At 48.2% G+C, this 14,520-nt stretch carries 15 protein-coding genes; 4 read left to right on the top strand and 11 right to left on the bottom strand.

Going from position 1 to position 14,520, the window contains the following annotated elements; translation table 11 throughout:
• Nucleotides 1-36: 36 nt before the first annotated feature.
• From EKM84_RS14525 to EKM84_RS08745, 5 genes are all read right to left on the bottom strand, one after another.
• Complete coding sequence (locus EKM84_RS14525) at nucleotides 37-405, bottom strand: amidase domain-containing protein (RefSeq protein ID WP_125765382.1); 369 nt, start codon at nucleotides 403-405, stop codon at nucleotides 37-39.
• 23 nt (nucleotides 406-428) lie between these two features.
• The gene (locus tag EKM84_RS08730; protein WP_125765383.1) at nucleotides 429-692 is read right to left on the bottom strand and encodes a hypothetical protein; all 264 of its coding nucleotides are present in this window, start codon (nucleotides 690-692) and stop codon (nucleotides 429-431) included.
• 568 nt (nucleotides 693-1,260) lie between these two features.
• A complete protein-coding gene (locus EKM84_RS08735; protein WP_125765384.1) occupies nucleotides 1,261-1,611 on the bottom strand; it encodes a hypothetical protein in 351 nt (116 codons plus the stop codon).
• Nucleotides 1,612-1,974: 363 nt separating this feature from the next.
• The gene (gene nhaC, locus EKM84_RS08740) at nucleotides 1,975-3,417 is read right to left on the bottom strand and encodes a Na+/H+ antiporter NhaC (RefSeq protein WP_125765385.1); all 1,443 of its coding nucleotides are present in this window, start codon (nucleotides 3,415-3,417) and stop codon (nucleotides 1,975-1,977) included.
• A 459-nt stretch (nucleotides 3,418-3,876) separates the two neighbouring features.
• Nucleotides 3,877-4,413, bottom strand: coding sequence for a GNAT family N-acetyltransferase (locus EKM84_RS08745; protein ID WP_125765386.1), 537 nt, complete (start codon nucleotides 4,411-4,413; stop codon nucleotides 3,877-3,879).
• 170 nt (nucleotides 4,414-4,583) lie between these two features.
• Between EKM84_RS08745 and EKM84_RS08750 the strand changes: the two genes are divergently transcribed.
• Nucleotides 4,584-4,973 (top strand): hypothetical protein, encoded by a 390-nt coding sequence (locus EKM84_RS08750; protein ID WP_125765387.1) that lies wholly within the window; start codon nucleotides 4,584-4,586, stop codon nucleotides 4,971-4,973.
• 524 nt (nucleotides 4,974-5,497) lie between these two features.
• Here the strand turns inward: EKM84_RS08750 and EKM84_RS08755 are convergent.
• Entirely contained in the window at nucleotides 5,498-6,361 is an 864-nt protein-coding gene (locus EKM84_RS08755) for an aldo/keto reductase (protein ID WP_125765388.1), read from the bottom strand.
• Nucleotides 6,362-6,567: 206 nt separating this feature from the next.
• On the opposite strand from EKM84_RS08755, the gene EKM84_RS08760 reads away from it, so the two are divergent.
• The gene (locus EKM84_RS08760; RefSeq protein WP_125765389.1) at nucleotides 6,568-7,176 is read left to right on the top strand and encodes a hypothetical protein; all 609 of its coding nucleotides are present in this window, start codon (nucleotides 6,568-6,570) and stop codon (nucleotides 7,174-7,176) included.
• 30 nt (nucleotides 7,177-7,206) lie between these two features.
• Here the strand turns inward: EKM84_RS08760 and EKM84_RS08765 are convergent, their stop codons facing one another.
• Together EKM84_RS08765 and EKM84_RS08770 are read right to left on the bottom strand one after the other, a co-directional pair.
• Nucleotides 7,207-7,968 (bottom strand): potassium channel family protein, encoded by a 762-nt coding sequence (locus EKM84_RS08765; RefSeq protein ID WP_125765390.1) that lies wholly within the window; start codon nucleotides 7,966-7,968, stop codon nucleotides 7,207-7,209.
• Nucleotides 7,969-8,262: 294 nt separating this feature from the next.
• On the bottom strand, nucleotides 8,263-9,447 hold the full coding sequence (locus EKM84_RS08770) for an ArgE/DapE family deacylase (RefSeq protein WP_125765391.1): 1,185 nt from the start codon (nucleotides 9,445-9,447) through the stop codon (nucleotides 8,263-8,265).
• Nucleotides 9,448-9,641: 194 nt separating this feature from the next.
• Between EKM84_RS08770 and EKM84_RS08775 the strand changes: the two genes are divergently transcribed.
• Together EKM84_RS08775 and EKM84_RS08780 are read left to right on the top strand one after the other, a co-directional pair.
• Nucleotides 9,642-10,151, top strand: coding sequence for a YbhB/YbcL family Raf kinase inhibitor-like protein (locus tag EKM84_RS08775; RefSeq protein WP_125765392.1), 510 nt, complete (start codon nucleotides 9,642-9,644; stop codon nucleotides 10,149-10,151).
• A gap of 20 nt (nucleotides 10,152-10,171) precedes the next feature.
• The gene (locus EKM84_RS08780) at nucleotides 10,172-10,687 is read left to right on the top strand and encodes a universal stress protein (RefSeq protein WP_164511360.1); all 516 of its coding nucleotides are present in this window, start codon (nucleotides 10,172-10,174) and stop codon (nucleotides 10,685-10,687) included.
• 53 nt (nucleotides 10,688-10,740) lie between these two features.
• Here EKM84_RS08780 and EKM84_RS08785 read toward each other — a convergent pair whose 3' ends face one another.
• From EKM84_RS08785 to EKM84_RS08795, 3 genes are all read right to left on the bottom strand, one after another.
• Nucleotides 10,741-11,115 carry an iron chaperone gene (locus EKM84_RS08785; RefSeq protein ID WP_318531076.1) on the bottom strand — a complete coding sequence of 125 codons (375 nt, stop codon included), beginning with the start codon at nucleotides 11,113-11,115 and terminating at the stop codon, nucleotides 10,741-10,743.
• Nucleotides 11,116-11,741: 626 nt separating this feature from the next.
• Nucleotides 11,742-12,521, bottom strand: a complete 780-nt coding sequence (locus EKM84_RS08790; protein ID WP_125765394.1) for a (S)-acetoin forming diacetyl reductase — start codon at nucleotides 12,519-12,521, stop codon at nucleotides 11,742-11,744.
• Between the two features lie 342 nt (nucleotides 12,522-12,863).
• Complete coding sequence (locus EKM84_RS08795) at nucleotides 12,864-14,237, bottom strand: sugar porter family MFS transporter (RefSeq protein WP_125765395.1); 1,374 nt, start codon at nucleotides 14,235-14,237, stop codon at nucleotides 12,864-12,866.
• Nucleotides 14,238-14,520 lie beyond the last annotated feature (283 nt).

The following is a 14,520-nucleotide window of genomic DNA, read 5'->3' on the forward strand; positions in this document are numbered from 1 at the left end:
CTGATAATTTTCACAATAACTTAATGAATTCCCATTTTAATAATACGATAATTCCGGATTCTTCCATTTCCTTGACGCGCGACCTTTATTTGCATCCCTCAAGGGCTTTCTAATGTGACTTGTAGAATGGGCAGTATAGCGCAGTCTCTTACTAGATGTACTATAAACAGTCGCCATATGAAACCATCCGTTTTTTCGATTCCAAAATTGAATGACGTCACCTCGCGATGCATGTCTATTAATGGTACTTTGGTGTCTAGAAGTATAATGTTTTCTGTGCTTAACTTGTGTAAAGTACTTCCAAAACATTTGTACAGCCGTCCAAGTAGATGTGTACTTACGGTCTTTGTACGAAGCGTCATTGTAATAATGAATACCACAATTTAACGTTTTCACTTCTGCCATTTAATCCATCTTTAACCCGTTATCTAACTCAAAAATCCAAAATAGATAACCATCCCCAGCACCATGAGACTGAAACTAATAATCGCGAATCGTCTTTGATTTAAAAATGAACAGATCGTAAATGCCAGCGCAAAGACTGTGGTTATCCCCCACACCCAATTATTAATTGGGGAAGCTGCCTGAGCGGAAATGGCTTCCTCATTTATCATGTAACCTAGAATACAAAATGCCGTAACTATGAGCCCAACGAATCCAAATAATTTCATGGGTATTTGCTTATTACGCAATATCATCCCTTCTCCCCAACCATTCCATATGCATTTTAGTCCATTTCTTAAAATCACTAATCACGGCACTCATCAACCTTGCTTCCCTTTTCTGATAACACGCTACTTGTCAGCTAGACCGCATTCGCAATGTATGTTGCTTTATTAAAATGGACTATTGCCACCCATCTTCGATACACTCAGCATGCTGACATCTCCTCCTGCGAGGTAAGATTCAAATGGCTTTACGCTATAAATGACACCTGCTGTTTCCTTTCGTACGATAGTCGGCGTGTCTTTCACAGCTAATCTAGTCGGATTTGCTACAATAGTCGACTTCAAGCTTAAATTCTCTACCATTCGTAATCGAACGGCATTTTTCGATGAAAATGGTATCACAAAAGCTCCTACCACAAGTAAGAAGCATTATAGAAAAAAGTATAATGATTTTTGAAAGCAATCTGGTTAAAATAATTACATCTCCTAGCACAATTCACAGGGAACAGTCTATCTAAGTGCCATATATGTATGAAAACTGAGCGAATACACTGAAAAGTGTTCCATATTCGCAAAATCTATTGATCTTTCTTTACGGTCCAACCGCATAGGAAGGCGTCGCAACATATTTATTATAGAAATGGTTTTTAGAAACCCTATGTACCACTACAACGTCCACGTCGGCGCTTTCCGTAGCAAAAGGCACATTAATTTGATAATGTAACTGACTCTTGTTGCCACTGTAGTACTTAATTTCTGATTTAGGCAACTTGCTGGGCCCTGAAAGCACAGCCGCAAACGGATGCCCGCTTTGTAAAATACACAGTCTAACGGCATTGCTTGGGATAAATGGCGTAAACGTCAGAAGCAAAACCAACAATACCACTATCATCTCCAACCAGCTAACAGGCTTTTTGATCCACTGCTTAATGTTATCGTGCATACCACTCACCAACTTTCCTTATATTTTTGTATTTCATACGCATCAGTGCTCACTCACACATCTTCTATCATGGCTATTATTAAGCGGCTTGATTTCAAGGATAAGCCTAATGTCAAGCATAGTAAATACCTTTCCTATTTTTACAACTAATAGTTATAGCTAAAAACCATTTAACTCACTAATTTCACAAAAACAGCCGCTTTCGCCAGAACTTCCAGCGAAAACGACTATTTTAAATAACATTCATATCCATCGTGGTCATTTCACAACCACCCACTCATCCTCGGCCCCTAACCTGAGGCCACCCACAAGAACGACTGCTGGTCGTGCAATAACATGCGATGCTTCTATTCTAACTAGCGATTAACGCCCGTCAGCGGCCATTGAGGCAGCCGTGGCGCTTTGATCATCAGATGATGGCAACCGCTTCAGACCAACGCCAGTGAACCCACTGAGGATGGAGAAGACAGGTGAGAAGAGACTGAAGAAACAGAATGGCAGGTAAGCCAACGTGGAGACGCCCAACGTGTTGGCAGCGAAGACGGCAGCAACCCCCCAAGGAATCAAGTAGTTGATGACGGTCCCACCATCTTCCAAGACCCGGCTCAAGGCCAAGTTGTCTAATCCCCGGTCGTTAAAGGTTTGCTTGAACGCCTTCCCCGGTAAGATCACGGAGAGGTATTGTTCCCCAACGAAGATGTTCACGCCAATCCCGGAAAGGATAGCGGCGGTAACTAAGGAACCAGAACTCTTTAAACGCTTAGCCAATGGCACCATGGCCGTTTGGATGATGTTAAACTGCATCAGGAGGCCACCTAAGGTCAGCGTCAAGATAATCAAGGAGACCGTCGCCATCATGGCGCTAATCCCACCACGGCTCAGTAACGCATCAACACTGGCGTTACCCGTCTTAGAAACGAATCCAGATTCAATCATGGTAGCGACACTACTAATTGACGTTGAAGGCTTTTCGATGAATAACATCACGATCCCTAAACCAACGTTTAACAACAACGTTTCAATGGCTGGGATTTTCCGCCAAGCACAGACGAACATCACGATGATTGGTAAAGCCGCCCACCAAGTAATGGAGAAGTTGGCGTTTAACGTGGCCACAGTCGCATTGATCTTACCCATGGCGTTGCTATCAGATGCCCCGGTCCCCAGAATAAAGTAGAGAATCAAGGAAACAAAGAATGCGGGAATCGTGGACCACATTAAGTTTTTGATGTGGGCAAATAATTCGGATTCAGCGATGGCTGATGCCAGGTTCGTGGAATCAGACAGCGGTGAAGTCTTGTCACCGAAGATAGCTCCGGAGATGATGGCCCCAGCGACTAATGCGGGGTTGAAGCCCATCGTGGTCCCCATCCCAAACAAAGCAATCCCAATCGTGGAGATGATGGTGAAGGCACTCCCGATGGACGTCCCAACGATGGCACAGACCAGGAAGACGGATGGTACGAACCATTGCGCCGAGATTAAATGGAACCCGAAGACCATCATAGATGGAATGATTCCAGCGGCGATCCAGACACTGATCAAGGCCCCAATCAACAGGAAAATGAAGATGGGAATGATCCCGGTCTTGATGCCTTCAGTGATCCCGCCGTGGATGGTATCCCAATCGGCGCCGCGGACCTTCGCCCACAGAATCACTAACGCGATAACTAACAGAACCGGCGTCGTTGGGGAAAGCCCAAATTTGATAACACCGAGACCCATGATGGCTAACATTGCTAATAAAATAATAATGGCTTCGCCGAAACTAACCGGCTTGTGACTCTTGTTGGATTGTTCTTTCATAAAAATCGCTCCCTCTTATTTGCCAAGTTTTATGTAATAAAAAAATCGTCTCCGCTGCAACTATGCAACAGGGACGATTAAGACTAAACCGTGGTACCACCCAACTTGAGCCACTGGTTCTAGCCCCAGTAACTCCACTCTCTAGAAGGTAACGGTTCTAGTCATTCTCCGCCTGGCGTACCAGGACATTCCACTGTATTTCATCGTAATCACCCTGATCGGTTCGCAGCAACCACCGACTTTCTGACACTCAGATGACACGCTACTTGGTAATGGAAATTAGCGTTCTGTATTTGATTGACTTTGATACTATCACGACGACAGATACCCGTCAACCTCTAATTTAATTTTAATCTTAATGGTTGGTCGTTGAATCCGGTGCGTCCGTTGACTTTAACGGCGATTTCAAAAAAATTAATTAATTTTTCCACCATCAAATTCAGGTGTTCTCAGCAAACGTTAATCATTGTAAAACACGCCGGGATATTCCAGCATCCCACCAACGTGGGCTAAGGCTCCCGCCGTTAACGGCTTGATCAAGTGGCTGCCCATCGGTACGGGTAACGTGTTGTGGATGGCAAAGTCTTCGGCCATCACGTAGCCGCGACTGCCATAGTAGTTCATGTCGCCGACCACGCTGATAGCGGGAAAGCCAGCTTGCCGGGCGCGCGTCTCTAACTCGCTTAGCAGTTGACTCCCGACACCTTTGCCTTGCCAATCGGGATGAACGGCCAGTGGCGCCAAGGCAACCACCGTCGTCTTGTGTTGGTTGCCCCGAATCGTGACTGGGCTCAGTAAGCCATGGCCCACGACCTGATCAACTGCGGGCTTCGCAACGACTTCCAGGCTTCCCTGGTACTCATAAGTTGACCGGAGCTGGTGAATCAAGTCGACCTCGCGACCGTCACTCTCTTCAACGGGGGCGAACGCTGCTGAAACTAATTGGTCTACCTGTTTGAAATCTGTTGGTTGGATTGTTTCAAAACTTAAACTCACTTCGTCTACCTCTCATTTCCTAAGCGATTGGCAACATTACCGTGTTATTATACACGACTGACGCGGAAAATCGACCTTTCCGGTTAGATTTTAGCGAAATCGCTTGAATTTACCACCCGAAACCCCGTACACTGGTACCAACACAATTAAGGAAATCGAGGTACTTAAATTTGACGCACAAACAGCGTTGGGCCGCTATTTCAGCCCTGATTTACGTCGTCTTCGTGGTTGCGGCCATCGTCATTGGCTTTTTAGACCCCAGTAAAATTGGTCTAGAGTGGACCATCTTCTGGTACTTTGTCGTTGCCGCCCTCTGTTACTACTTTTATTTTAAAAACGTCACCTACCGTGAAATCGTCTACTATGCTAAGGAATTGGGCCTACACAAGGCTGATTTAGAGGCGTTGGTGCCCAATCGCAAGGAAACGCAGGACGTGCCCGACCCCGACCATCCGGACTTCTTCAGTCCCTTTGCGAAGGTACCGATTAACGTGGTGAACGTCTTATCCGATAAGTTGATTCCTTTGGCTAAGGAACAGGGTATTCCGCTGTATAAGTAGTGTAGCGGCACATTTACGTTCCCGGCGGCGGGCTCAAGTTGCCTTGCTGTGGTCACTTACATTGGTGAACTCACTACTTTGTACGTTTGGACCTTTGTTTTGTATCGGATTATCTCTGTCGAACTTTTCAGATGTCATTTTAGCCCCATAAATACTCACGCTATGCTGCGCAAGTATTTATGGGGCTTTTATTTGTCACCGATATTTTTGAGTTAGCAACGCTCTAGCTGATGATACCGTAGACCACTAACCTGTCTCTCGCCAATCTATCCGGAAACTTGCGGCCTCCGAAACGTGCGGAAAGAGCCAGACTCCTGCCCGGCGTTGATCTACTGGTAATGCTGTCGTAGACCGCTAACTTTGCTCTCGCCAGTCTATCCGGAAACTGGCGGCCTCTGAAACGTGCTACACAGGGCAGGTCCCTGCGCTTAGAAAAATAAGGCGCCCTGCTCGGCTTTGCCGAACAGAACGCCTTATTCCTCTAATGCTCAGGACCTAACCGCCCTGTTCCGCACTCTTTTCCTTTACTTCCGTCCCGAATAGGTCTGGGACTTCTTCAACCATTCTTCGTCATCGGGATTAGGACCCACGCGCTTACCAGCGTCGAGGTCTGCGATGGCCTTCATTTCGTCTTCATCCAGGCCAAAGGCGAAGATGTCGCGGTTTTGTTGAACCCGTTCTTCGTGGATGGACTTTGGAATCACGATTTCTTCGCGTTGCACGTGCCAACGCAAGATGATTTGCGCGGCGCTCACGTCATGGGCAGCGGCCAATTCATTGATGACCGGGTCCGTTAAAGCGTTGTTTGAACCGCCACCTAATGGACTCCAGGCCTCATGCAGAATCCCCTTGCTTTCCAGGTAGGCGTGCATTTCGTCCTGTTGTAAGTAGGGGTGGGTTTCAATCTGGTCAACGACGGGCTTAACCGTGCCGTTTGCCAGGATGTCTTCCATCTGCTTTTGATTGAAGTTAGAGACCCCAATATTCTTGATCTTGCCGGCCTTGTACAGGTCTTCCATGGCTCGCCAGCTATCCAGATAGCCAGGTGCTGGCCAGTGAATCAGGTACATGTCTAAGTAGTCAAAGCCCAACTTATCCAGCGTTTCTTGGAAGGCTGCCTTGGTTTCATCGTAGCCCCGGACACTGTTCCACAGCTTAGAGGTCACGAAAACATCTTCACGTTTAACATCACTCTCGCGGATGGCCTCGCCCACCCACTGTTCGTTGCCGTAGTATGCGGCCGTATCAATGTGGCGGTAGCCAGCGGCCAAGGCCCATTTGATTGAATTCTTCGTATCCTCAGCGTTATCAACTTGGAAGACACCCAGGCCGAGCTGCGGAATCCGGTTGCCATTATTTAATGGTAATTCGGGAATATCATTATGCACAAATAAAACCACCTTTCAAAGTTAGTTCCACTCCTATCATACAATACGTTCGGAAATATCGGGATTAGAATGATTGAAAAATGGCCGAAATCAGGAGTAAAATTTTCTTCTCTTGGCGTTTTGAGGTATTATGGAGGGTGTGGTAGTTTGTCGTCTCGGCGGCAAGCTCGTTTTTTCACACCGTTCTGGACATGGAGGTTTTTCAGTTGAACAACCAAGAACCAAAATCACGCGTACAACGGTATAACTTTAATCAGGGGCCGGACCAACCTACCCGTCAGCGGCAACGGAAGCCGCGGCGTTGGTGGCCTTGGATCATGACACTGATTACGTTGGCGATTGCCATCTTGCTGGTCTTAGCCATTAATCATCACAATAACGCTGGTTCCAACACCAGTGCCTCATCAAGCACCAGTGCCTCCGTCGTGGCCAAGTCTTCATCCGCGTCGGAACAGGCCGCCTTCGAGAGCTTTAAATCAACGTACAGCAGCTACAATGACAACGGGTTAACCGTGACGCAAAAACAAAAATTACAAAGCACCATCAACGAAGAGTCTAACAGCGCCGTGCAAGACCGTGAGCAGAAATTATTGAATCAGGCCCAAACCAAAAAGAGTTCGGCCAATTCAACGAGTTCCTCTTCGGCTAGCAGCCATGCCGACGCCACGTTTGCTAGCACCCATACCTTCTCCTCTGTCGCCGATGCGCAGAACTGGGCTCAGGCGTCTAAGGACCAGTGGTTACAGGCGGGCTACACCACCTATACCATCACGTCCGATGGCCAAGGTAATTACAATTTACAGTTTGTCCGTTAACTTTTTAGCGCGAGCCTAACCGGGTTCGGGCTATTTTTTTGGCGTCGATTTTTCCAGTCGGTCGAGCTGGTCCTGTAACTGGTCGACCTTGCCAGTTAGCGTATCAATTTTCGTTAAGAGCGCTGTGATATCCGTCTGTTGCTGAACCTCCTGGGCCGTAGCCGTTTGCGCTGCCCGGTCGGTGATAAAATCCGTAATCGTACTGGTCAGCAAACCAATAAACCCAATGCCCCCAACCATCAGGAAGCTGGCAATGATTTTACCAAAGGCCGTGTGGGGCGTCTCATCCCCATACCCCACGGTGGTCGCCGTCGTGATGGCCCACCACAGTGAATCGGCCAGGTTCTGCTTCTCCGTCAGTGAAAAGAGAAAGGCACTCAATACAATGATTGCCACACTAATCGAGAACAAATAGATAAAACCCGTTTGATAGATAAACCGGTGATAGGCTTTGGTCCACTTACCAGAGATGCCTAACCGCCAGAATAGATGATGAAACCGAATCAGCCGGACTAAGCGGGCCAGCCGAAAGAAGGCGAAGACCGGGTGTAACGGGATGATACCTAGCAGATCAAACGCCGACTGAATCAGGAAGATTTTACGATTCTTGGTGATGATCAGGCGCACGAAATAGTCCATGGCAAAAATCGCCAACAACCCGTTGGCAATCGCCATTTCGACTGCGTAGTTTCCCTGTTTTAAAAAGAGTAATCCAACGTTCAGCACCGAGCCCAACGTCAAGGCAGTGACCCCCACGTGATAGGCAATCAGGCCGCGTGATTGCTTGGCCATAGCGTTTCCCTTCCCCCATGACTTATTTGTTGTCCGACATAAGTTACCTTCTAATATAGTCAGATTCCGCATTTTTTCCAGCCGTAATCGTTAATTTTAGTGATTTAGTAAGAAAATAATTGCAAACTTAATGTTTCGCCGAAAAAGTGTTTCTATCCAAAGTTCTTCCCAGTATACCCAAACAGCGAAAACATTTCTACAGTCATCGTACCCATCCCCCAAATCATTCTCCACCCAAGCAAAAACCGGGCCCAACCAGTTCCTAGTCAACTGGTCGTACCCGGTTCAATTTAATTAATCATTAGCGGTTGCGTGCGCATTTTTCGCAGCGACCTGGTCAAAGAAGGCTGGCACTAACTGCTTGTAGACCTCAATGGCCTGCAAATATTCCGTGACGGAGATGTACTCATCAACTTGATGTGAGGTGTTGCTGCCGGGACCCATTTCAATGCTGGTGAAATCGCCCTTAGCTCGCAAGAATTCCGCCCCGTCATTGGCGCCACCTGACCCGACCACCTGCGTATCGTGGTCACAGACTGCATCACTAATCTGCTTGGCCAGTTGTACCAGTGGCGCCTCCGGATTGCCCGGAATGGCCTCCTCAGGGTAGCTGTAGCTCAGGTCAAGCTGCACGCCATCCTCCTGATTCAGTTGGGCGATCAAGGCCTCTAGCTCGTCGTAAATGACCTGGTTAGGGTAGGCTGGAATCGTCCGCATGTTGGCCATCAACTCGGCATGCGCGGGAATCGAATTGATCTGTTCCCCACCAGAGATCAAGTCAACGTTGTGTAACAGGCCACCCAGAACAGGGTCGGTCTTGGTGTGTTGTGCCATCAGTGGGCCCACGGCGTTATAAAATTTCATCAAATTATCAATGGCGTTGATGCCCTTCTCTGGCTGCGCACTATGACTGCCCTTCCCAGTAGAAACGACCTTGTAATCAATCACGCCCCGCGCGGTATAAACGACGTTGTCGAGGCCGCTTGGCTCTGCGATAACCAGGCCGGCTAAGTTATCCGCGTAGCCCGCATCGGTCAAGGTGGCGGCGCCGTATTCACCGGTTTCCTCACCGACCGTTGCCAGTAAGCGAATACTCCCAGCTAAGGGTGTGCCCACTTCCAAGAATTCCAGCATGGTAATGACGATGGCCGCCAGACCACTCTTCATATCGGAAGCGCCTCGACCAAAGAGCTGGTCGCCCACAACTTCCCCAGCAAATGGCGCGTGGTGCCAAGCGGCTTCATCCCCCGCTGACACGACGTCCATGTGCCCGGACAGCCCAATCATGGGACCGTCCGGATTGCCGATCGTCACGACCAGGTTGTCGCGATTCTCTGCGAATGGCACCTTCTCGACCTTGGCCTGTGGATACGGGGCGAATAGGCTAGCAATGTAGTCGGCCACATCGGTTTCGTGGTCGTTAACGGATTTAATTTGAATCAGCTTTTGTAAAATTTCAATTTTCTTTGCGGGCGTCATGGGCGTCATCCTTTCTCGGAACCAAACTTATTGTTATTCATCATACGCCCGTTAATCAAAAAATCAACCAATTTCTGTAATTTTATTACCTATATCCATTTTATACGCATTTTTATACATTATTAATGAATATTCGCGGAACGACTACCTCCTGCGGTATAATAATGTTAAGGATTGATCATAGGAGGGGTTTTATGAGAATTTTTGTGCCAACCGAAAACGGCTTCTTAGCCGACGAATACAGTAAGCACGCCACTGGCGACGACGTTTACGATGGGACGCCCGTCAAGTCGTTCCCTATCAGCCTATCCAAGATTCCCAAGAAGACACAGACCATTGCGCTCAACCTCATCGACTTCGATGCCGTTCCCGTCAGTGGTTTTCCGTGGATTCACTGGGTAGCCGCGAACTTCCCTGGCACGACGCGTGAAATTACCGCGGATGTGTCCCGGACTAACGCGATTCCACACGTTCACGGCCGCAACAGTAATGCTGGTTCCCTCATTAATAACACGGACCCAGCCATTTTCCAAAACTACACGGGTCCCTTCCCACCTAACGGCGACCACGATTACAGCCTGACCGTCTACGCCCTGAACACCAAGCTAGACCTGGACGAGGGCTTCTGGTTGAACGACCTGCTCCATCAAATCAACGGCCACGTCCTCGATACCGCAACGATTACGTTACGTGGACGCGTTTAAACTTAAAAAGAAGGCTAATTATGGAACAGCACTATACCAACATCCTGGTTCCCGTAGACGGTTCAGTCCAAGCGGAACTGGCCTTAAAGAAAGCGGTCATCGTTGCCCAACAGGACAATGCCCACATTGACCTCTTAAACGTCTTGCGCATCAACCATTACGGTTTCTATGCGAGTGGCTCCATGCCCGGTGGTGTGATTCACGACTTGGTCGCGGACGCCACGTCCTACCTAGACTCCCTGGTCCAAACGACCCGTGCGGCCACCGGCTTCAAGGATATGGCCATTCACGTGCGTTTCGGCAATCCCAAGACGGTTATCTCCCACGAGTTCGTCACCGACCACAAGAACGATTTGATCGTCATTGGGGCCACTGGGATGAGCGCCGTTGCCCGGATGGTTGAGGGCTCCGTCACGGCTTACGTTAGCCGAATGACGGCGGTCGACGTCTTCGTGGTCCGGACCGATGAAAATGGTTTGGCCATTGACGCTTCAACAGTTGCGACAAAGAACAAGAATCAACCAAAATTTTCTTAAACTATCAAAATTCCCCGTCAGCTGTTATTCAGCTAGCGGGGAATTTTTTTGAGTTATTTACGCCAGAACGTCGTGACGTCGGCCTTATCGGCAATATTAAAGGCAATAATCTGTTTCAGCAGGTCGTAGTCTACGTCCTGCGTCCATTTGATACGACCAAACTTCTTACCCGGATTATATTTCGCGGCGGCAATCTGGTCGGCAAATTGGGCCATCACGGGTCCTTCCGGAGCGAAAGCCATGTGCGCCTTGGCCACGCTAAACCCAATGATAAAGGTCCCGTGGTCAGTAAACATCGGCTGATTCCAAGCGAACCGCTGCTCTAATTGTGGGAAGGTGTCCTGGACCCAATTCAACACGGTTCGTACGCGGTCTTGGTGCGCTGGATCATCAATCTTAGCGAGATATTCTTCAAATTCTGCAATCATGCTTTCACCCCTAAATGGTTAATTAATCGTCCCTATTGTACCATGGTTTTTCGGGGGATTATTGCCGCATTAATCGTCAATTTTGGCCTTTACATCTTCAATACATAAACCACACGCAATCATTATATAAGCTTGCTACAATGAACCTCGATGATACCTAAGGAGGCCTCATCAATGTCTCAAACCAACACACCCAATCTCATCGAATTAATTTTGCTGTCCCTTCTCCTGGTCGGCTTTGGCAGTCCCAGTCTAACTGCCACCGTCCAAGAACTCCAATCAAAGTAGTGCCAAAAACACCTGGCAACGTCCTTACCCTCCGTTGCTGGATGTTTTTGTTTACGGTTCGTGGGGACTGATTTTGGGGGGCAATAGATGTTGAGACAATCCATCTACTTAATCTTCTCTCGTCTTTACAAAAAGGCCTTGGCTACCTCCGAAACGTGCTCCACGAGCCAGGTCCCTGCGCTTAACCCCGGCTAAGCAATGCCCCAAGCCCAGGGTCATCACTTAGCCGACGTTAATGCTCAGAACCTAAACGGCTCGTTCCGCACTCTTATACAAAAAATCACCACACATCTCTGCGTGGTGACCTTACCAATCAATCTTTGTGAATCATTAAATGTTTAGTGGAATTGCATCCCGCCGTCAACTTCGAGAGTTTGACCGGTGATGTAATTTGAATCTGGACCTGCTAGGAAGGCAACACCATTAGCAACGTCTTCTGGTTCTGACAGACGGCCTAAGGTAATGTCCTTAGCAAAGGTTTGCATACCCCATTCGTCGTCTTTACCAGCGTTTTGACCAACCTTGTGGGCAATGTCAAACATCATTGGCGTCTTAACGATCCCAGGTGCGTATGCGTTAACTGTAATTCCTTCGGCAGCTAAGTCACGGGCAGCAACTTGCGTAACCCCCCGGATGGCAAACTTAGTCCCACTGTAGAGGGCCAAGTTAGGGTTCCCGACAACACCGGCTTGAGAAGTAGCTGAGATAATCTTCCCACCATGGCCGAGTTCCTTAAATTTAGCGTGAGCAGCTTGAATCCCCCACAGAACACCACCAACGTTAACGTGGTAAACTGTGTCGAATTGTTCTTGGGTGATCGTGTCGATTGGGGTAGTTGGGCCAAGGCCGGCGTTGTTGACGATAACGTCAAAGCCGCCAAGCTTTTCTGAGGCTTCCTTAACTGCCGCAAAGACACTGTCGCGGTCGGAGACATCGGTCTTGACTGCAACGGCTTTTCCACCATCAGCTTCGATAGCAGAAGCAACCTTGTTGGCATTATCTAAGTTCAAATCAGCAATTGCAACTGCGAAACCGTCGCTAGCTAAGCGCTTAGAAATAGCTTCACCAATTCCTTGTCCGCCGCCAGTAACCATTGCTACTTTTCCATTTGATGCCATGTGCCATTCACTCCTTCAGAATAAGTAAATTTCCAGGTACGCTCTTATCATAACGGAAAAGTTATCAAAAGGAAAGCGATTGCACCACATTTTGTGAAAAAATGTTCATTTATCACATGGCCGGTAATTTAATCCGTCTTAACGCCGGCCCCATCGCTATATGCGGTGTTAAATAGTTTGTTAAATTCATGGTTTGCTCACTTAAAAAGGCCGTCTCTGCGCCGATAGCTTTCTGAAAGACTTCACCTAGAATTTTCTGGTTGGAACCCCTACGTAAAGAAACCGATCCGTCAAAAAGAGCCCGACAACAGTGTCAGGCCCTCAGTTAGTTATCTATTTAACTTACTTCGTTGCACTCAAGGTCGTGGCTTCTTCGCCAGCCTTTTCCCGCAACGTGGCTTCGATGTCTTCCAAAGAACGGTTCCGCGTTTCGAAAACCTTCTTTTGGACGAACCAGATGGAAACGAAGCACAGCACACCGTAACCGATGAACAGGCTCCCAGTCCCAAAGAAGTCCAACAATGATGGGAAGGTTAAGGAAACAATCATGTTCGCCGTCCAGTTAATAACGGACGCAAAGGAGTTCCCTAAGCCCCGGATATTCAATGGGAAGACTTCCCCAATCATCACCCACATCACGGGACCCCAAGTTGCTGAGAAGAAAGCAATGTAGATGGTCAAGGCAATCACGGAAATGATGGCAGCCGTTTGCGAACCGCCGGAAAACTTCATCCCAAAGCTCATCACGAACAGGGAAATCCCCATCCCCACGGCACCGATGTTCAGCATCTTTTTCCGGTCAATCTTATCCATGATGGTCACTGCAATCGCGGTCACAATCACGTTGAAGACTCCGATCCCAATGTGGGCCAGTAAGGCGGCATCCACACCGAAACCAACGTCAGTGAAAATAGTTGGCGCATAGTAGAGCACCGTGTTACACCCCATGACCTGTTGGAAAATAGCCAAGCCCAACCCGATAATCAGTGAAGGACGCACCATCTTCCCAAACAATTCGGACCAGCCACCGCTCACAATTTTAGCTGAGGCCTCAATGGCCTCAACTTCCTTTTTAACGGCAACTTCGTCGTGCTTGTTCATGGTTTCAAGGACTTCACGTGCTTGATCCATATGGCCTGATTTGACCAAGAACCGGGGACTTTCGGGTAAGATCAACCCACCCAAGAAGAGCAAGGCCGCTGGAATCGCAGCGAAACCGAGCATCCAACGCCAGCCACTGTACATGCTAGAAAAGCTGTAGTTGGTGATGTAAGCCAAGAGAATCCCGCTCATAACCATCAACTGGAACAGACTGGAAACGGTCCCCCGTTTGTCAGCGGGTGAGAGTTCGGCCAGATACGTTGGAATCAAGGCTGAAGCAGCCCCGACGGCCATCCCCAAGATGATTCGGGAGACAATCAAGGTCCAGAATTCGGGCGAGAAGGCTGAGCCTAACGCCCCGATGAAGAAGATAATAGCAGATAACAGTAATAATTTCCGCCGGCCGTAACGGTCAGACGATGGCCCGATGATGGCGGCCCCTAAGATGGCCCCTAACAGGACGGCACTAACGACCCAACCCTGTTGCCAAGAACCTAAATGCATTTGTTTTTGAATAAATAAGATGGCTCCGGAGATGACACCGGTATCGTACCCAAAGAGTAATCCACCGAGCGCACCGAAGAAATAGACAAATCCGGTTGAAACTTTTCGCATAATCTCGCTCCTTATGCGGCCCTTAGCCGTTGACGTAATAATTTCGAGAATCTTGTGGTGTTCTGTCAGTTAGGAATCGGGCAACCAGCCGTCTCGCGGTCAGGTTTCTGGATTGGTAGCGTGGCAAACGCCTATCTATGTGAATAAGTGTAAGTTGGTATTCCAGTTGGTTGATTGTCGCAACCAACCATGACAATTATGTTATCACATTTTATCTATTTTTGAAAGCGTTTTCTGTTTGACGTTTAAATTTGTAACAATTTAAAATGGTTGCCCGCAAATT

It is taken from the genome of Levilactobacillus mulengensis, from assembly GCF_003946045.1.
Lineage (GTDB): Bacteria > Bacillota > Bacilli > Lactobacillales > Lactobacillaceae > Levilactobacillus > Levilactobacillus mulengensis.